Annotated in this window: 22 protein-coding genes and 1 pseudogene; 8 read left to right on the top strand and 15 right to left on the bottom strand. The window is 42.4% G+C overall.

All coding sequences use genetic code 11. From position 1 onward, the window contains the following. Complete coding sequence (infC, locus tag B4C48_RS08130; RefSeq protein WP_291355881.1) at nucleotides 1-552, top strand: translation initiation factor IF-3; 552 nt, start codon at nucleotides 1-3, stop codon at nucleotides 550-552. A 102-nt stretch (nucleotides 553-654) separates the two neighbouring features. On the opposite strand, the gene B4C48_RS08125 is transcribed toward infC, so the two are convergent. Beyond that, a complete protein-coding gene (locus B4C48_RS08125; RefSeq protein WP_291355366.1) occupies nucleotides 655-1,143 on the bottom strand; it encodes an Hsp20 family protein in 489 nt (162 codons plus the stop codon). Nucleotides 1,144-1,467: 324 nt separating this feature from the next. On the opposite strand from B4C48_RS08125, the gene B4C48_RS08120 reads away from it, so the two are divergent. From B4C48_RS08120 to B4C48_RS08110, 3 genes are all read left to right on the top strand, one after another. Further along, the gene (locus B4C48_RS08120; RefSeq protein ID WP_291355364.1) at nucleotides 1,468-2,085 is read left to right on the top strand and encodes a glutathione S-transferase N-terminal domain-containing protein; all 618 of its coding nucleotides are present in this window, start codon (nucleotides 1,468-1,470) and stop codon (nucleotides 2,083-2,085) included. An 88-nt stretch (nucleotides 2,086-2,173) separates the two neighbouring features. Beyond that, the gene (locus B4C48_RS08115) at nucleotides 2,174-2,458 is read left to right on the top strand and encodes a hypothetical protein (protein WP_291355363.1); all 285 of its coding nucleotides are present in this window, start codon (nucleotides 2,174-2,176) and stop codon (nucleotides 2,456-2,458) included. Between the two features lie 15 nt (nucleotides 2,459-2,473). Beyond that, nucleotides 2,474-2,899: a YqaA family protein gene (locus B4C48_RS08110; RefSeq protein ID WP_291355361.1), complete on the top strand. Its 426-nt coding sequence runs from the start codon at nucleotides 2,474-2,476 to the stop codon at nucleotides 2,897-2,899. A gap of 37 nt (nucleotides 2,900-2,936) precedes the next feature. Here B4C48_RS08110 and B4C48_RS08105 read toward each other — a convergent pair whose 3' ends face one another. Then, the gene (locus B4C48_RS08105; RefSeq protein WP_291355339.1) at nucleotides 2,937-3,677 is read right to left on the bottom strand and encodes an energy transducer TonB; all 741 of its coding nucleotides are present in this window, start codon (nucleotides 3,675-3,677) and stop codon (nucleotides 2,937-2,939) included. Between the two features lie 102 nt (nucleotides 3,678-3,779). Continuing rightward, complete coding sequence (locus B4C48_RS08100) at nucleotides 3,780-5,039, bottom strand: MFS transporter (RefSeq protein WP_291355338.1); 1,260 nt, start codon at nucleotides 5,037-5,039, stop codon at nucleotides 3,780-3,782. Nucleotides 5,040-5,275: 236 nt separating this feature from the next. Here B4C48_RS08100 and rpmI point away from each other — a divergent pair, with 236 nt between their 5' ends. After that, nucleotides 5,276-5,470, top strand: coding sequence for a 50S ribosomal protein L35 (gene rpmI / locus B4C48_RS08095; RefSeq protein ID WP_004637967.1), 195 nt, complete (start codon nucleotides 5,276-5,278; stop codon nucleotides 5,468-5,470). Between the two features lie 12 nt (nucleotides 5,471-5,482). After that, nucleotides 5,483-5,842 (top strand): 50S ribosomal protein L20, encoded by a 360-nt coding sequence (gene rplT, locus B4C48_RS08090; protein WP_291355327.1) that lies wholly within the window; start codon nucleotides 5,483-5,485, stop codon nucleotides 5,840-5,842. A 68-nt stretch (nucleotides 5,843-5,910) separates the two neighbouring features. Here the strand turns inward: rplT and B4C48_RS08085 are convergent, their stop codons facing one another. From B4C48_RS08085 to lgt, 3 genes are all read right to left on the bottom strand, one after another. Further along, entirely contained in the window at nucleotides 5,911-6,282 is a 372-nt protein-coding gene (locus B4C48_RS08085; protein WP_291355325.1) for a hypothetical protein, read from the bottom strand. Then, complete coding sequence (locus tag B4C48_RS08080; protein ID WP_291355323.1) at nucleotides 6,282-6,668, bottom strand: hypothetical protein; 387 nt, start codon at nucleotides 6,666-6,668, stop codon at nucleotides 6,282-6,284. Before B4C48_RS08080 ends, B4C48_RS08085 begins: the two co-directional genes overlap by 1 nt. A 96-nt stretch (nucleotides 6,669-6,764) precedes the next feature. Next, nucleotides 6,765-7,577: a prolipoprotein diacylglyceryl transferase gene (gene lgt / locus B4C48_RS08075; RefSeq protein ID WP_291355321.1), complete on the bottom strand. Its 813-nt coding sequence runs from the start codon at nucleotides 7,575-7,577 to the stop codon at nucleotides 6,765-6,767. A gap of 92 nt (nucleotides 7,578-7,669) precedes the next feature. On the opposite strand from lgt, the gene B4C48_RS08070 reads away from it, so the two are divergent. After that, the gene (locus tag B4C48_RS08070; RefSeq protein ID WP_291355319.1) at nucleotides 7,670-8,452 is read left to right on the top strand and encodes an NRDE family protein; all 783 of its coding nucleotides are present in this window, start codon (nucleotides 7,670-7,672) and stop codon (nucleotides 8,450-8,452) included. A gap of 40 nt (nucleotides 8,453-8,492) precedes the next feature. Here the strand turns inward: B4C48_RS08070 and B4C48_RS08065 are convergent, their stop codons facing one another. The 4 genes from B4C48_RS08065 to tatA form a co-directional block, all read right to left on the bottom strand. After that, nucleotides 8,493-10,478 carry a PhoX family protein gene (locus tag B4C48_RS08065; protein ID WP_291355317.1) on the bottom strand — a complete coding sequence of 662 codons (1,986 nt, stop codon included), beginning with the start codon at nucleotides 10,476-10,478 and terminating at the stop codon, nucleotides 8,493-8,495. 225 nt (nucleotides 10,479-10,703) lie between these two features. Next, on the bottom strand, nucleotides 10,704-11,465 hold the full coding sequence (gene tatC / locus B4C48_RS08060; protein WP_291355315.1) for a twin-arginine translocase subunit TatC: 762 nt from the start codon (nucleotides 11,463-11,465) through the stop codon (nucleotides 10,704-10,706). Continuing rightward, the gene (tatB, locus tag B4C48_RS08055; RefSeq protein WP_291355313.1) at nucleotides 11,462-11,884 is read right to left on the bottom strand and encodes a Sec-independent protein translocase protein TatB; all 423 of its coding nucleotides are present in this window, start codon (nucleotides 11,882-11,884) and stop codon (nucleotides 11,462-11,464) included. The genes tatC and tatB overlap by 4 nt, the downstream gene beginning before the upstream one ends. 12 nt (nucleotides 11,885-11,896) lie before the next feature. Continuing rightward, nucleotides 11,897-12,115, bottom strand: a complete 219-nt coding sequence (gene tatA, locus B4C48_RS08050) for a Sec-independent protein translocase subunit TatA (protein ID WP_291355311.1) — start codon at nucleotides 12,113-12,115, stop codon at nucleotides 11,897-11,899. Nucleotides 12,116-12,306: 191 nt separating this feature from the next. Between tatA and B4C48_RS08045 the strand changes: the two genes are divergently transcribed. Beyond that, complete coding sequence (locus B4C48_RS08045) at nucleotides 12,307-13,188, top strand: permease (RefSeq protein ID WP_291355309.1); 882 nt, start codon at nucleotides 12,307-12,309, stop codon at nucleotides 13,186-13,188. Nucleotides 13,189-13,363: 175 nt separating this feature from the next. On the opposite strand, the gene rdgB is transcribed toward B4C48_RS08045, so the two are convergent. The 5 genes and pseudogenes from rdgB to B4C48_RS08020 form a co-directional block, all read right to left on the bottom strand. Beyond that, entirely contained in the window at nucleotides 13,364-13,990 is a 627-nt protein-coding gene (gene rdgB, locus B4C48_RS08040; RefSeq protein ID WP_291355308.1) for an RdgB/HAM1 family non-canonical purine NTP pyrophosphatase, read from the bottom strand. Between the two features lie 78 nt (nucleotides 13,991-14,068). Next, nucleotides 14,069-14,290 carry a kynureninase gene (locus tag B4C48_RS08035; protein WP_291355307.1) on the bottom strand — a complete coding sequence of 74 codons (222 nt, stop codon included), beginning with the start codon at nucleotides 14,288-14,290 and terminating at the stop codon, nucleotides 14,069-14,071. A gap of 140 nt (nucleotides 14,291-14,430) precedes the next feature. Further along, a complete protein-coding gene (locus tag B4C48_RS08030) occupies nucleotides 14,431-15,018 on the bottom strand; it encodes a tetratricopeptide repeat protein (protein WP_291355304.1) in 588 nt (195 codons plus the stop codon). Further along, complete coding sequence (gene metW, locus B4C48_RS08025; protein ID WP_291355302.1) at nucleotides 15,015-15,608, bottom strand: methionine biosynthesis protein MetW; 594 nt, start codon at nucleotides 15,606-15,608, stop codon at nucleotides 15,015-15,017. The genes B4C48_RS08030 and metW overlap by 4 nt, the downstream gene beginning before the upstream one ends. Further along, nucleotides 15,608-16,098, bottom strand: a pseudogene (locus tag B4C48_RS08020) (homoserine O-acetyltransferase); the annotation flags it as partial. The gene metW and the pseudogene B4C48_RS08020, both read right to left, overlap by 1 nt.

Here is a 16,098-nt window from a genome sequence, read left to right as displayed (position 1 = left end):
ATTAAACAGCCTGACCGTAATCAACAGGGCGGTAACAAATCAAACCGTCCTGCCTTGAATGATGAAATTCGTGCAAAAGAAGTCCGTCTTGTAGACGAAAATGGCGAGCAAAAAGGTATCGTAAGCTTAACTGAGGCCTTACGTGCAGCAGAAAGCGTTGAGCTTGATCTTGTAGAGATCGTTGCCAATGCAGAGCCACCCGTTTGTAAGATCATGGACTTCAACAAGCATTTGTTTGATCTTAAGCAAAAGCAAAAAGAAGCGAAGAAAAAACAGCATCAAGTACAGGTGAAAGAAATCAAGCTACGCCCTGCGACTGATGTTGGTGATTACAACGTAAAATTACGTGCCATTATCAAGTTCCTTGAAGAAGGCAACAAGGTAAAAATCACGCTTCGTTTCCGTGGTCGTGAAATGGCTCACCAACAACTCGGTCTTGCTCAATTGCAAAAAGTTGAAGCAGATGTGGCTGAATTCGGTGTAGTTGAACAAACACCAAAAATGGAAGGTCGTCAAATGGGTATGCTACTTGGTCCTAAAAAGAAAAAGTAAGCACTCGTTGATTAGAAAAGCCCTGCAATCGCAGGGCTTTTTTATTGGCTATGATTTTTGAATTGGGTTTGAATAGATCATCTCAAGCATTCAAAAGACCCGTCATTGTCCATTTTCTTGGGAGTTTTCCGCTGTTTGCTGTTGAGGTGAAGCAATTTTTTCTGTGCTTTTGCCGCCAATTGGAATCTGGCGCGGCATGGCCTCTTCCGGAACACTGCGTTGTAAATCTATTTTCAATAAACCATTTTCATAATCGGCTTGTTGAACTTCTATATGTTCATCCAGACGTAGTGACAATTTAAATGAACGGCTGGAAATACCTTTATGCAGAAATTCAACCGTGCTGTCTGAAGACTCGTCAACTGCTTTACCAGTAATGGTTAATAACTGGTTTTCGAGATTAATTTCCAGTTGATCCTGATTGAATCCGGCAGTGGCGACAACAATCCGGTAATTATTATCGCCTGTTTTTTCAATGTTATAGTGTGGATAGTTGGGAGTATCGCTTTGCATTGCATAATCGAATAGATCATTTAAACGGTCAAAGCCAATGCTTCGGCGGAATAGGGGACTAAGGCTGAAACTGCTCATTGATAGAACCTCCTGAGTATCACGAAGTTTTATAAACAAGAAAAATCCTGTTTGCTATTGCATGCACAGTATTTGAAGCAATCTTTAAAAAGATTATCGCTCTATGTGTTATATAAGACTGTTTTGAGCATTTTCAATCATGCTCATAAAAATGTTTTAAAAGTATTTAAAAATCAAGAATACTGAATGAAAATGATGATTTAGATGAGTATTTGCGTATTTAAGCTTAAGCCAGAATTAAGATTTATCCATAAAAAACATGCTATAAGTAAATACGCAGTTCAATAATGTCATGTAAAACGAAAAAGGCAAAAGGTAGGAAACATGATTGATCTCTATTATTGGGGAACGCCCAATGGTCATAAAATTACAATAGCATTAGAAGAAATGGGCTTGGAATATCAAATTTTCCCCATCAATATTTTGGAAAATGATCAGTTTCAACCTGACTTTTTACGTATTTCCCCCAACAATAAAATTCCCGCGATTGTCGATCAAAATGGACCGCGTGGTGAAGCCATTTCAGTGTTTGAATCTGGGGCAATTTTACAGTATCTGGGACGCAAGACAGGACTGTATTATCCCACTGATGAACAGCAGCGCGTTGAAGTCGAACAATGGCTGATGTGGCAAATGGGTGGACTGGGGCCGATGCTGGGGCAGAATCATCATTTTGGCCGTTTTGCTCCTGAAAAGATTCCCTATGCCATAGAGCGTTATGTCAATGAAAGTAAACGTTTGTATGGTGTGCTGAATAAGCAGCTGATGGGTCAAAAGTATGTGGCCGGTGAATATTCGATTGCCGACATGGCTATTCTGCCGTGGATTTTACGTTACGACTGGCAGCAAATTGAGCTTGAAGATTATCCCTACGTAAAAGAATATATTGAGCGTTTGACGGCACGTCCTGCTGTGCAGAAAGCATTGTCAATCAAAGTGTAATCAATTGCGCCGCCATGCAGTTATGCTAAGATGCAGCTAATAATGCATAAGAACCACCTTCGCGGTGGTTTTTTATTGGATGGCTGGTATGAAAAATTTCTTTTTAAATTCAACGCGTATTCTGGAACAAAATGCAAAAGTCTATTGGAGCATTATTTTTGGTATTGCTGCATGTTTAATCCTGTTTATTGCAGAAGCCGTACATATCCAGAATTTTATGGCCACTTTAAATACGCAGAACCAAAATGCATTATATGTCGCCATTCAGCCTTTGACGCAACGCTATAGTTATAGCCGTTACCTGGTTCTGGTTTTAGCGGTGCTATGGTCAGCTTATGAATATATTTCTACCAAGAAAAAACTCGGGCTTTAAATTGGTAGCAGCCTAATGCCGGCTTACCTTTTACTGTTTATTGCTGCCTTTGGTGCGGCAACTTTATTGCCCTTGCAGTCTGAAGCGGTTTTATTGGCTTTTTTGGCGGAGGGTAGTCATTCAGTTGTGGGGCTATTATTTGTTGCAAGTTTGGGAAATATTTTAGGTTCCTGTGTGAACTGGTGGCTCGGTTTTAAGATCGAACACTACAAAGATAAAAAATGGTTTCCTGTTTCAGAACAGCAAATGTTAAAAGCCCAGACAGTTTATAAAAAGTATGGTAACTGGTCGCTGTTATTCAGCTGGGTGCCCGTCATTGGTGATCCAATTACCCTGATTGCCGGTTTGCTGAAAGAAAACTTTGCCCGATTTTTATTGCTGGTTTCGATGGCTAAAATAGGGCGATACTTATTTATCTATTTGGCTTTTAGTCTATTTTAAAAAAACGAGATGTTTGTGCATCTCGTTTTTATTTTGTCTATTCACAGTGATTTAAGTCGAACTTAATCTCGTCTTTAAATTTGGATTTTTTATACATCCATAACGTGCTGGCGGTGCGCTTTACATTAATTTGACTATTGGATACGGCTTGAACCACTTTTTGGTCTAAAGCATAAATACCCGAACCCTGAGTGACTTTGACCTTTTTCACGTCCCCGTGTTTATTTACTTTAAAGTTAAATTTTACCGCGCGATTGTGTCCATTCAGCAAGTCAGAATCCATATCTAACTGAGGCTGAGTACGGTAGGTAAAAGGTGTTTTTCTGTTCTGCTGTTGAGCCTGCCAATTTTTCGACTCAAAAGGATAAGGACAAATTTCAGCATCATCCTGGCTTAATTTTAAGTTAAAGGTTTGATAGCCAATGAGCGGTGTTGCCGTATCATTTTCGATATGCGGTTTGACATGCGCTTCACGTACCGCTTGAACCAGCAGATTGTCCAGATGGGTTAAGCCGGTACTTTCCTGTACGCTGGCCTTGGTGATATTGCCGCTTTCATCTGCATAAATGCGGATAATGGCACTGCGGTTCTGCTCTTTTAAATCTTCATTTTTATAGTTCGGGCGTGGAAATTTGGTCCACTGAATGCGTGTGGTCAAATGCGCGGGAAGGGCTGCGCTTTTTTGAACGGCAAGCTGTTTTGGGGCTTTAGATTGAGCACTGTAAACGGTACTGAAGGGTACACAAATGAGTAGAGAAAAACACAGTATTTGCTTCATAAATATTTATTTCTTGTCAAACCAGATGTTGCAGCGGTAGCGGAGTGTGGTGAGTGCGCAGTATTTCCTGAATTGGAAATACTGGCAAGTCTAAAAATACAATTAATGTTCCTGATCATGCACTTTGGTAATATCGACACCAAATAAGTCATGGGTTTTTGCCCAGCTCATTGCCACCACAATCATGGTCATGCAGCCCCCAAATACCGTTGCCATAATGGTGCCCATATATTTAGCGGCCAAACCGGATTCAAAAGCGCCCAGTTCATTACTGGATGAGACAAACATGCCATTCACGGCTGCAACACGGCCACGCATATTTTCGGGTGGATAAATTTGCAGAATGGTCTGGCGAATGACCACTGAAATACTGTCACAGGCACCGGTCATGGCTAAAGCAAACAAAGACAGCCACATGTTATTCGAGAAGGCAAACAGCAATGTGAATACCCCAAAACCGGCAACGGCGAGCAACATATTACGCCACGCGTTTTGGGTCGGTGGAAATCTGGTTAAGGCAATCATGGTAATCAGGGCGCCAATTGATGGCGCTGCACGCAAGTAACCCAAACCTTCAGGACCGACTTTTAAAATATCCTCGGCGAAGATCGGCAGTAAGGCAATGACCCCGCCAAACAGTACCGAAACCAGATCCAGCGAAATGGCCCAAAGTACAATTTTGGTTTTCCAGATAAAGCGGAAACCATCGCCCAAACTTTCTAGCAAGTTGTCAGTTTCAATCTTGGGGAAACTGCGTTTTTGCAGCAGGTTAATCAGGATAAAACAGATGGCCAAAAGTACTGCTACGGACAGCAAGCTGGTTTCACGACCTAAAAAAGCCAGCATGAAACCACCGAGCATGGGACCAATAATCACGCCACTTTGCCAGCCAATCGTGGTCCAGGCTGCACCATTGGCGTAGAGTTCACGCGGAATCAGGAAAGGTTTTAACGATGTGGCGGAGGGATTATAAAAACCGCGAATTGTACCCAAAGCAAAAATAACCGCATAAATGCCCCAAGACAGCGTTGTGACGTCGATCTGTCCTAAGCCATAAGCATGAAACAGCCACCATAAAACCAAAGGCAGGGGCAGGGCAAAGAACAGACAGATTTTCATGATGGTCTGTTTATTAAAACGATCGGCAAAATAACCGCCCCATAAAGACAGGGCAATAAATGGAATGGCTTCAGCCAGACCAATTAAGCCTAGCGTCAACGGATCTTTGGTAATTTGATAAAGAGAATACGCGACAATGATTTCTTGAATTAAAATGGCGAGGGTGAGACAGAACTGGTTAATCGTCACAATAGAGAAGTCACGATAACGCAGGGCAGCAAAAGCATCCTGTGCAGGGTTCATAGCAGTCCAGTATTCTTATGGTGTGATAATTATAATGCTGAATAATTGATTTATTAACAAAAACATCCCGCTTTTGATATTGAAAATAAGACTAAGGGAATCTGATCACTGGTGTGCAATTTTCAGTATCTCTGCTTTCGTTTTAAGCAAAGATGCTTTAGAATACTCGCTCCCTTACCTGCAGGTCGTTTTTGCAATGGTGCAGACGTGCCGAACAGGTGTTTAAAGAGGTTGTTATGGCTAAGTTAAAAACTCGCCGTGGTGCAGCTAAACGTTTCAAAGCGACTGCTAACGGTTTCAAGCGTAAACAAGCGTTCAAACGCCACATTTTGACCAAAAAATCTGCTAAACGTATCCGTCAATTGCGCGGCTGTGTGATGGTTCACGTAAGTGACGTTGCTTCAGTTCGTGCTATGTGCCCATACATCTAAGGAGATTTATAAATGGCTCGTGTAAAACGTGGTGTACAGGCTCATCGCCGTCATAAAAAAATTCTTGCTCGTGCTAAAGGTTACTATGGCGCTCGCTCACGCGTTTACCGCGTTGCGTTCCAAGCAGTAATCAAAGCAGGTCAATACGCTTACCGTGACCGTCGTCAAAAGAAACGTCAATTCCGCGCTTTGTGGATTGCACGTATCAACGCTGGTGCTCGTCAAAATGGTTTGTCGTACAGCCGTATGATCGATGGCTTGAAAAAAGCTCAAGTGATCATCGACCGTCGCGTACTTGCTGACATCGCTATGCATGACGCAGTTGCATTTGCTGCTTTAGCTTCTAAAGCTAAAGATGCATTAGCTGCTTAATCATCTTCCGATGATTGAAAAAGACCGCTTTTAGCGGTCTTTTTTTATTTGGGCTTTTATTATCTGAATCAGTTCTCATCCAGGCTGCGCTTGGGAAAGCCCGCTAATATAAATAAGCCAATGGCAGTAAATCCAATTGCCTGAATGGCCAGCATCAGCTGATGTTGCGCTGGCAACGCTGAAATTAAAGTGATCAATGCAATAATTGGTATAACAAAAAATAGGATGGCAAAACCTTTCTTATAAGGGTTATCTGCTGCAATTTTTAAACTTAACGCTCTTAAAACATGAATCCCCATACCGATGCCCACACTTATTCCTGTCAACATGGGCGAAAGCTGCTGTACGGTAGAACAGAGATAAATGATCACACACGTTGCAATGCAGACCATCAGTTTCAGCTGGCGGCTACATTGGTCTGAATACCAGAACTCCAGCATTATTTTGGCTCATCCAAAGAATCATTTTTATTCAGTAAAGATAAGGGTGAAAACAGACAGATGGCCAAAGCCATAAAACCAATGCCTTGGGCACCCGGAATGAGAATTTCACCATCCTGCATATGCATGAAAATCAGTGCCAGCAGCAGGGCAATTGGAATCCAGACCAAGAGTCGATAGAACAGGCCAGTCGGATTTTTTGCAGCAAAATGAATTTTACAGTACCGGCAAATCAGGAAAACAATACCTGTACCCATAAACATCAGAATGGCATCCGGTTTTAATGGTTCCATCCAGTACAGCACAGCTGTTGCAATGGCAATGACCCCAAAGATCAGCAGTTTATGGAGGATGGAAACTTTAGGATTAAACCAAAATTCGAGCATGTTTTTCTGATAAATAGATGGGAACTGACTGCACTTTAGCAAAAACCGGGTAGCAAAAACAGCCATAAAAAAGCGAGGCTTTTGCCTCGCTAAAAATCAACTATTTTTCTGTGGACCCCAATCATAGATTTTCTTGTGGTAGGCATACCACATCATCCACAGGCCAATCAGAATCATCGGTACAGTCAGGAACTGGCCTTTACTCATCCAGCCAATGAACAGCTGGCCATTGTCCGGTTCGCGGAAGAATTCCACGACAAAACGGGCAATACCGTAACCAATCAGGAACAGGGCAGAAACCGCCATACGTGGACGCGGCTTGGAGCTGAACCACCATAAAACAATAAACAGGATTAAACCTTCACCCAAAGCCTGATAAAGCTGTGAGGGATGACGCGCCAGCTGTAGAGGATCGGTTGGGAAAATCATCCCCAATGCAAAGTTTGGATCAGAAACCGGACGGCCATAAAGTTCACCGCCAATGAAGTTGCCAATACGGCCGAACATCAGGCCAGTCGGGACGCAAGGGGCAATAAAGTCCAGTGTTTGAAACCAGGTTTTCTGGTATTTCTTGCACCAGAATAGCATGGCAAGCATTACACCCAGAAAGCCGCCATGGAAGCTCATACCGCCAGTCCAGACCTGAAATAACCACAGTGGATTGGCCAGAAACTGCTCAAAACCATAGAAGAATACGTAGCCTATACGACCACCGACCACAACACCTAAGGCTCCATAGAAAATCAGGTCAGACACCATGTCAGGCGTCCATCCATCACGCTGTTTGGTTCTATAGGTGGCAAGTCCCCAGGCAAATAAAAATGCCAGTAGATACATCAGTCCATACCAGTGCACTTGTAAAGGTCCCAGCGATACCGCAATTGGGTCTATATTGGGATAGGTCAGCATTCCTGTTCCTTGTATTATGTTTTGCACAGATTTTAGCTGAAACCAAGGAAAAATGTTGTACATTCAATGTGTAAAGATAAAGAGCATGAATTATGTGTATTGTCGCTTTAGCTTGGCAGGTCCTTGAGGATACTCCCTTATGCCTGATTTCCAATCGGGATGAATTTTATCAGCGCCCGACTTCAGCATTACATGCCTGGGAAAATAGCCCGATTATTGCCGGAAAAGACCTGCAGTCTGGCGGGACGTGGATGGGAATTACTGCATCAGGTCGTTGGGCAGTCGTGACCAATTTTAGAGACGCGACGGATAAAAAGCAGTATCCCACTTCACGTGGTCATTTGATTCAGGTCTTTTTAGAATCTGATTTAGCTCCGATCCGATTTGCTCAAGAATTAGAAAAAAGGCAATGTGATTATGCCGGATTTAATTTATTTTTAGGTGACTCCAGTCAGGCGGTATACATGAGTAACCGCGGTGAAGCACCGCAGGTTTTAGCCAAAGGCGTATATGTGGTCTCTAACGGCTTAATGACCGAGCATTGGGAAAAAACCAGACATTTGCGTAAACGCTTTACCCAGGAATTTTTGCCGATGCTACAGCATACCGAGACAGCAGAAGCCGATCTGGAATTTGCAGTGTGGGATATTCTGGAAGATGAACGGAAAATTATTCCCGAACTTTTGCCACAAACCGGCATTAGCATCGAGATGGAAGAATTGCTTTCATCTACTTTTATTCAAAGCCCGGTGTATGGCACGCGCTGTTCCAATTTTTTAAGGCTGAAAAATGATACGTGGCTGTGGCAGGAAAAATCCCAGCAAGGGGAAACCCAAGGCAACATCATCCAGATACATTTACCTTTAAATGAATAAAAAAATGCCGACATGAGGTCGGCATTTTCATCTGTTGAATTTACGAAGCTGTCTTGGTATTCGTCACTTTTTTGGTCACTGATGGTGCAATAGGATCAGCAGTAATATAACCGACGCTTGCACTATAGCCATTGTTGTAGTTGGCCAAGGTGGCAGCTTTTAAGTCAGCTGACAAGCTGCTCATATCACCCGCATGCTGGAAGTTGCTCATGATATAGGTCCAGCCATTTACCGAGTCAACGGCATGTAAACCTGTCGATTCAGCACCTGCCGGGGTCGACAATAAACGTACAGGATTGGCTTTGCTATCCACGTTATATGCCCAAAGGAAATTGTTCGGATGATTACCGCTATCTTCACCAATAAATAAAGTACGCAATGTTTCAGAGAATTTAAGATTGTCCGGGCTGGCGATTTTATCTGGATTTGCTGTGTTGCCTAAACTATCCACGGTAATATCTTCACCGATCAACAGCATTTTTGATTGATAAGGCACCCATTCGCTATTGATGGGCTGACTAAAAACCGTACTTTGTGATGCAGCAAGGTCATGGGCAAGCACGCCGCCTGCGCTGATTTTTTTGCTAAATGAAACATTATGCATTTCAACCCATGCGGCATTGCCTTGAATCATTGAATCCTGAATATTGGCCAAAGCGGAATATGCCACTTTGTCCTTAATATTCACGGTTGTGCCTTCCATTTTGGTGAACGCCATACTGCCGCCTTTCAGCGCTGCATAACGGTGTGTTTCCAGGAAAGCCGCCGCTTTTTCCATACCCGGTTTCACTTTGACCCAAAGCTTTTTCTTGGCAAGAATAACTTCCGTATAAGACGCATCATTCGGATTCGTTGTCAGGCTTTCCATAATATCCGTTGGCTGGATATTGCTGACATTGACCAGATCTTCAATTTCCTTGCTGGTGGCATGTCCAAGCTCAATCCACTTGATTGAGCCGGTACTATTTTCAGTCAGTACCGAAGTGTATTTCGCCACATATAAAGTCCCTGCAGACAAATCTTTTTCTTTATCTGCAATGAACATAAAGAATCCGCCATTGGTATAGTCATCACCCATAATCACGGTGCGGTTGTCTGGCATAACATGCACCAGCTCATGCGAGATACGACCCAGACAGAAGTGTTTCACGATCTTGCCGCTACCGTCTTTATTGACAATCACTTCTGGAAGATGACCATAGTTATAAGGTTTAGCTGTATTCACATCGCCAAAGAAATTTTTGCCCATGCCCGCTACACTTGGCCCGCCAATACCCTGATTAAATGCATCGGGTTCGTATTCTTCACTGGATAAATGCGTGTTCCATGGAGACATGCTGGCACCACAGGTAATCCACAAGCCATGTGCGGATGCAGTGTCCACATTGAAATATTTTTTCAATTCCAAATGACCGGTGGTCTGATTCTGGTCTAAAGTCAAAATGGCGATAGGTGAAGGAAGGTTGCCGTACTCACTGACACCTGCCAGGTTTTGCGAAGCATATTCAAATTGCACCACGTGGAACACAGGATTGTTCACACCATCGACTTTCGCATCTGCTAAATGGATGAGTGATGAGCCATCCGGACAGTCTGAAAAATATTGACGCGGCGTCGTTGGGACAGAGAGATCCATAATAGCTTCGCCTTTGGCATTGAAATAACCGCCTGCGATAATTTCACCGCCACCCCATTTCGGTACTTTTGTGCCAGTTTCAAAGAAACTCTTATAACCTAACTGGTATTCGCTGGTGCTGGAATCATCCCAATCGATTTTTAATTTTGAACTGACTGAAGTTTTTGCACGGTCTGCAATTGCCACAGGCGCAGCCATGGCCGTAAAGGTAGCTGCTTTTAAATTTGCAGGTTTGACGACAGGCGGAGTTACCACGACACTGTCGTTATTGCTGTTATTACAGCCTGTTAATGCTGCTGCAGTGGTCATTGCCCCAAGCGGTAAAAAAGGAATTCCCGCAAACCATTTTAAAAGATCACGACGAGTTGGCTGATGAGAAGTGGCTGTCATATTAAATCCGTATGATAGTAATTAAGTTATTGTTTAGTTGATTATCATGAGCGATTGTATAAACGGGTGATGACAGTTTTTTTACACTTTTGGGTCAATTTGAAGACAGTTTTTTATATTTAAAAAATAATAAAATCAATATTTTAATAGGTATAAATAAAAGCTCCAAACTATACATTTCAAGTGTGGAGCTGGATAAAAGCAGGTTGATTAAAGAGTGAATGTTTAACGTTTTTCTAAAATCTTTCCAAAAAATAAGCCTATTTCAAATAATAACCACATTGGAATAGCGAGCATGACCATGGAAAGTGCATCAGGCGGAGTCACAAACATGGCGACAAAGAAACAGCCCACCACAATAAAGCGACGTTTTTCTGCCAAGCGTTGCGTGCTGACCAAACCAATCAGAATCAGGACTAAAGTGACAATCGGAATTTCAAAGGTTAACCCAAACACCAAAAACAGCTTTAAACAAAAACTTAAATAACTGTTGATATCGGTCATCGGTGCAACGCTCTCCGGCGATACACTGATAAAGAAATGCAAAATCGCCGGTAGGGTAATGAAGTAAGCGAAAGCTATGCCCAAGTAAAATAAAGAAATACTGCCGACCAAAAGCGGAATGGCGAGGTGGCGCTCTTTTTCATACAGGGCAGGGCGTACAAATGACCATAAAAAGTAGATGATTACAGGCATCACCAACATCAAGGCCACAAAGAGATTCAGCTTAAACGGTGCCATAAAGGTCGCGGTAACATCCGTGGCAATCATGGTGGAACTGACAGGTAATTGCTGTCTAAGCGGTTCCGACAGAAGCTGATAGGTGTAATTGCGAAATGGTAACAAGCAGAAAAACAGCAGCAGCGTAATACCGACGATTTTAAATAAATACTGACGCAGAACGATTAAATGCTGCATTACAGGCATCTGTTCTAGATTTTCAGTCTCTGATTTGACTACAGAGGCAGGTAATTGACTTTGGCTCATACGGCAATCTTCAATGTAGATGGGAGATAAGAGCGCGAAACCTTGAATACATCAGCGCCATGTGACTGAACAAAATTCACTGAAAATGGGGTCAAACGGCAGGGACTAAGCCAGGTGTAAAGCTGTGGAGAGGGCGCTTGAGTTTTTTGTGGTTGTGTTGACTGAGTCAAATCATCCAGCTGCTTTTGTAAGCGCTGTTCTATTTCTGTCATGCGGTCAATTTCTTTTTGAATTTCTTCACGAAACTCTGAAAGTTTCAGTTCCCGATCGACTTCAGTTTGCACACTCTGAATAAAGCGTTTTGCTTTGCCATACCATTTCGCAGCAAAGCGTGCAGCTTCAGGCAGTTTTTCAGGGCCTAAAACCAGCAGTGCGATAATGGCAAAGCACAGCAGTTCAGTCATACCGACATTTAGCATGGCTGCGCTCGCTTAGCTTTTTACAGTACTTTCAGTGTTTTTAATCTGAGCATCAATGGTACGGGGCTCTTGGAGTTGAGCATGTTCAGCGTCATCTTCTTTAATCGACTTTTTAAAATCTTTGACTGCACCACCGACATCTTTACCCAGATTTTTGAGTTTGGATGTACCAAATAATAAAATCACCACGATTGCAAAAATTAGCACGTGCCAAATCGAAAGTCCTGCCATGTTATTTTCCTCTATTTTTGTTGTCCTTATCTCAACAGGGTTTGATGACAAGGACGTGACATTTCTGTTTCGGTTTCAAGACAAGGGAGGTTTAGGCAAGGTTAAACATAAAAAATTAACCTTTCAAAATCATGTTTGAATAGCAGCTGTGCTAGGATATTTTTTTATTAAATAAGCTAAGCTGTACTGTCATGGCCCTGATTCTTCCTTTGATTTCTTTTCTTGTTGGATATTGGGGAGTGCATGTTTTAAAACCGATACGGCCCTTACTGGCAGCTTTACTGGCCCGGATTTTTATACCGCTGCTGATCATTTACAACATGGTATTTTATAAAGAAGGCAGTCTGTGGCTGATTGGCTTCAGCTTTTTAAGTTCCATTATTTTCTTTAGTATTTTTTATTATTTTCAAAAAGACAAATTACGTGCCCTGTGTTTTAGTTATTTAAATGGTGCATGGTTGGGTCTGCCTTTTGCTTTAGCGGTATTTGGACCGGAAGCCAGCAGTACCATCGTGGCCTTATATATCGGCGGTTCCTTATTTGGCAATATCTGTGCGGTGATGGCAGTCAGTGAAGCCAAACAGGATTTGAGTTTCATCATTAAAAATGTATTGCTGTCGCCGCCAGTGATTGCCTTGACCACGGCTGCTGTTTTGTCATTCTGGGATTTCAGTCCCTTTGAATATCATCCTGTCGTGCAAGGGGTGTATCAGCTGAACAAGGTGCTGGTAACCTTTTCAGGCATGTGCGTTTTGGGCATGTGGCTGAGTAAAGTCAGGATTGGCTGGCGTGATTTAAAGCGTAGTTTACTGATCATCAGTAGCCGTATGTTATTGGCAGTTTTATTGTGTGCAGCAGCTTATCTGCTTTTGCCGATTCCACATTTAATGCTGACTTATGCAGTGATGTTGATGTTCTTTTGTTTACCTCCCGCAGCCAATATTGTGGCGCTGGAAACGCATTATCAAGGAACAGGATACTCAGCGAAATATATTGCGTCGGGAACTGTGGCCAGTGCGATATTGATCGGGATTTATGGCGTAGTGTTGCATGCATTGGTGCCGGGTTTTTAAAAAAGTCCCCCTTTTTCAAAGGGGGATTTAGGGGGATTCATTATTCACAATAAATCCCCCCTTGCTGAACAGTGTTCCTCACCCTTTAAAAAAGGGAGGGGGATATCTTCCTTGCGCACTCAGAATATATTCTGAGGATACTCACATCTCCTAAGGAAAGGGGATATAAAGCAGTTTACTTCTCCAAACTTGCCTTAAACAAACGCATCGCCTGACCACGATGGCTGATTTTATTTTTATCTTCTTTACTCATTTCGGCACTGGAAATGCCCAGTTCAGGCAACCAGAACAGCGGGTCATAACCAAAACCATTTTCACCGCGCGCTGCTTCTAGCACTTCACCTTTCCAGATGCCTTGAAAAATTTGAGGTAGCGAATCTTCAGCATGCTGAACCAGTGCAAGCACGCAAACAAACATGCCTTCAATGCTTTCACCTTCTTTACGAAATGGTTTGAGTCGGGTTAACAGTTTTTCATTGTTGGCTGCATCATTGCCATGTTCACCGGCAAAGCGTGCAGAATAAATACCTGGCGCACCACCTAGGAGTGGAACACAAATTCCGGAATCATCGGCAATTGCGGGTTTACCTGAAATCTTAGAAGCATGACGTGCCTTAATAATGGCATTTTCAACAAAGCTCAAGCCATCTTCAACCGCATCTTCAATATTCAGTTTGCCTTGGGGAATCACCTCTACAGGGAGATTTAACTCTGCAAACATTTTTTCAAATTCGGCAATTTTTCCTTTGTTATTGCTTGCGAGTACGAGTGTTCCTTGAGATAACCAATCTTGAGATGCCATTATTTCGATCTTAATGTGACAATGAATAAGACTATTTTAGCGGATTTTACTTTTTAAAATTGTTTTCAAGTTAACAATTTATTTATTTTCCCAAGAATAACCATTAGCGCCACAATTACGTTCAAGAGAGTTCATTACTTCCTCTGCTGTATTTTTATGAGATCGCCAAGCATCGATGTTTACTTGTACAATTGCACGACAATTTTTGGGTAATCCAGTTTCTCCATAAGTTGGTTTACTGTTAGGTTTTTCACATGCAGTAAGCATTAGTATTAGACAGGTCAGAATAATGATTTTCATTTATTGTTAACTTAATTTTATATTTTAGATTTTTTATAACATAAAGGAATTTTTATAAATTATTAAATATTTTTTCATTTAACTTTTTATTTTTACGAAATAAAAAAGCACCCGTAGGTGCTTTTTAGAATCAGGCAGAATTACTGTGCCTGAATCCATTTGTCCGCACGGTCACGTGCCATGCGAATCTGTTCTTGAGTCAAGTTGGCAGCCAATGCCATCTTCTTGCCTTCAGATAAAGTAATCACTTTATTGTCGAGCATGCCGTCACGGGTAGACAGTTCATACCACTGGTAAGCACCGATGTAATTTTTCTTTTGTTCTTCCATCATCGCAAGATTAAAGCTGGCACGGTTATCACCATGACTTGCCGCTTTTTCAAAATATTTACGTGCCAAAGTTTCGTCTTTCTTGGTGCCAATACCATCTGCCAGCATACGGCCGACATTCAACTGGGCAGCAGTCAGACCTTGATCGGCAGCAGCTTTGTACCAGGAAAAAGCTTGCTGATCATCTTTTTGAATATCTTTACCTTGTTGATATTTGGTGGCGAGATAAAATTGTGCAGCTGCCTGACCTGCTTTGGCAGATTTGATCAAGCTATTAATATCCATGACAGAATATTGTGCAGCCTGGCTTGAAATCGATGCCGAAGGTGCCACATATTCTGCATGAGCTTGAATGCTAAATAATCCAACCAATAGTGTGCTTAATAATATTTTTTTCATAGTGCGCTCACTCTATAAATAGCGACTTCACCAAACAGATTTGGGATATGTTTACTAAGTAAACTTCCTTGTTGATCCCCATTCACGGCGAGTCGATTAATAATCCGGATATCGTTTTCAGCACAAAGTGCTTCGAAATCACGGAAAGTACATAAATGAATATTTGGAGTGTTATACCACATATACGGTAAAGCTTCCGAAACCGGCATCATTCCTTTTAAAGCCAAGAAAGAACGGGTCTTCCAATGGGCAAAATTAGGAAAGGTAATAATCGCCTGTTTCCCCACACGCACCATATCACGCAATAATACGTCCGGTGCATCTACAGCTTGCAAAGCCTGTGCCATAACCACATAGTCAAAGGACTGGTCTGCAAAACGGCTTAAACCGAGGTTCAAGTCTTGCTGGATAATATTTAACCCTCGACTTACTGCAATTGCAATCTTTTCCTGATCAATTTCTAACCCATATGCGCGAATATTGTGCTTTTTGCTCATATGCGCCAGTAATTCACCATCGCCACAGCCTAAATCCAGTACGCTAGAATCGGGTTTAATCCATTTTTCTGCAAGTTGATGGTCGATACGCATTACACAGTCTCCTTAGGTGTGGCTTGGAGGTGTTCTGCACCACCTAAAAATGCACGTAATGATTTAACGTAAAGCGGAATCGGGAACAGAAACGAGTCGTGGCCCTGTTCTGCATCAATATCGAGATAGCTTACAGGCTTATGGTTACTGATCAGTGCATCGACAATTTCTTGCGAGCGCTGCGGTGTGAAACGCCAGTCAGTGGTAAATGAAACCACCAGGAATTTACATTTGGTATTTGCCATGGCTTTTTTGAGTGACTGCTCGTACTCGCGCGATGGGTCAAAGTAATCCAGCGCCTTGGTCATAATCAGGTAGGTGTTGGCATCAAAGTTACGGCTGAACTGTTCACCTTGATAACGCAAATAGCTTTCCACCTGGAATTCAACGTCAAAACCATACATAAATTTGCCCGACTTTAAGTCACGGCCAAATTTCTGTTTCATGGCTTCTTCAGACAAATAGGTGATATGACCGACCATACGCGCCA

Source organism: Acinetobacter sp. UBA3106 (assembly GCA_002365595.1).
Classification (GTDB): domain Bacteria; phylum Pseudomonadota; class Gammaproteobacteria; order Pseudomonadales; family Moraxellaceae; genus Acinetobacter.
Note: the sequence above shows the minus strand (reverse complement) of the source record. Positions and strands in the feature narration are given on the sequence as shown.

Coding starts and splice junctions, on each gene's coding strand:
- B4C48_RS08125 (WP_291355366.1), bottom strand. CDS start 1,143: ATGAGCAGTTTCAGCCTTAGTCCCCTATTCCGCCGAAGCATTGGCTTT.
- B4C48_RS08120 (WP_291355364.1), top strand. CDS start 1,468: ATGATTGATCTCTATTATTGGGGAACGCCCAATGGTCATAAAATTACA.
- B4C48_RS08115 (WP_291355363.1), top strand. CDS start 2,174: ATGAAAAATTTCTTTTTAAATTCAACGCGTATTCTGGAACAAAATGCA.
- B4C48_RS08110 (WP_291355361.1), top strand. CDS start 2,474: ATGCCGGCTTACCTTTTACTGTTTATTGCTGCCTTTGGTGCGGCAACT.
- B4C48_RS08105 (WP_291355339.1), bottom strand. CDS start 3,677: ATGAAGCAAATACTGTGTTTTTCTCTACTCATTTGTGTACCCTTCAGT.
- B4C48_RS08100 (WP_291355338.1), bottom strand. CDS start 5,039: ATGAACCCTGCACAGGATGCTTTTGCTGCCCTGCGTTATCGTGACTTC.
- rpmI (WP_004637967.1), top strand. CDS start 5,276: ATGGCTAAGTTAAAAACTCGCCGTGGTGCAGCTAAACGTTTCAAAGCG.
- rplT (WP_291355327.1), top strand. CDS start 5,483: ATGGCTCGTGTAAAACGTGGTGTACAGGCTCATCGCCGTCATAAAAAA.
- B4C48_RS08085 (WP_291355325.1), bottom strand. CDS start 6,282: ATGCTGGAGTTCTGGTATTCAGACCAATGTAGCCGCCAGCTGAAACTG.
- B4C48_RS08080 (WP_291355323.1), bottom strand. CDS start 6,668: ATGCTCGAATTTTGGTTTAATCCTAAAGTTTCCATCCTCCATAAACTG.
- lgt (WP_291355321.1), bottom strand. CDS start 7,577: ATGCTGACCTATCCCAATATAGACCCAATTGCGGTATCGCTGGGACCT.
- B4C48_RS08070 (WP_291355319.1), top strand. CDS start 7,670: ATGTGTATTGTCGCTTTAGCTTGGCAGGTCCTTGAGGATACTCCCTTA.
- B4C48_RS08065 (WP_291355317.1), bottom strand. CDS start 10,478: ATGACAGCCACTTCTCATCAGCCAACTCGTCGTGATCTTTTAAAATGG.
- tatC (WP_291355315.1), bottom strand. CDS start 11,465: ATGAGCCAAAGTCAATTACCTGCCTCTGTAGTCAAATCAGAGACTGAA.
- tatB (WP_291355313.1), bottom strand. CDS start 11,884: ATGCTAAATGTCGGTATGACTGAACTGCTGTGCTTTGCCATTATCGCA.
- tatA (WP_291355311.1), bottom strand. CDS start 12,115: ATGGCAGGACTTTCGATTTGGCACGTGCTAATTTTTGCAATCGTGGTG.
- B4C48_RS08045 (WP_291355309.1), top strand. CDS start 12,307: ATGGCCCTGATTCTTCCTTTGATTTCTTTTCTTGTTGGATATTGGGGA.
- rdgB (WP_291355308.1), bottom strand. CDS start 13,990: ATGGCATCTCAAGATTGGTTATCTCAAGGAACACTCGTACTCGCAAGC.
- B4C48_RS08035 (WP_291355307.1), bottom strand. CDS start 14,290: ATGAAAATCATTATTCTGACCTGTCTAATACTAATGCTTACTGCATGT.
- B4C48_RS08030 (WP_291355304.1), bottom strand. CDS start 15,018: ATGAAAAAAATATTATTAAGCACACTATTGGTTGGATTATTTAGCATT.
- metW (WP_291355302.1), bottom strand. CDS start 15,608: ATGCGTATCGACCATCAACTTGCAGAAAAATGGATTAAACCCGATTCT.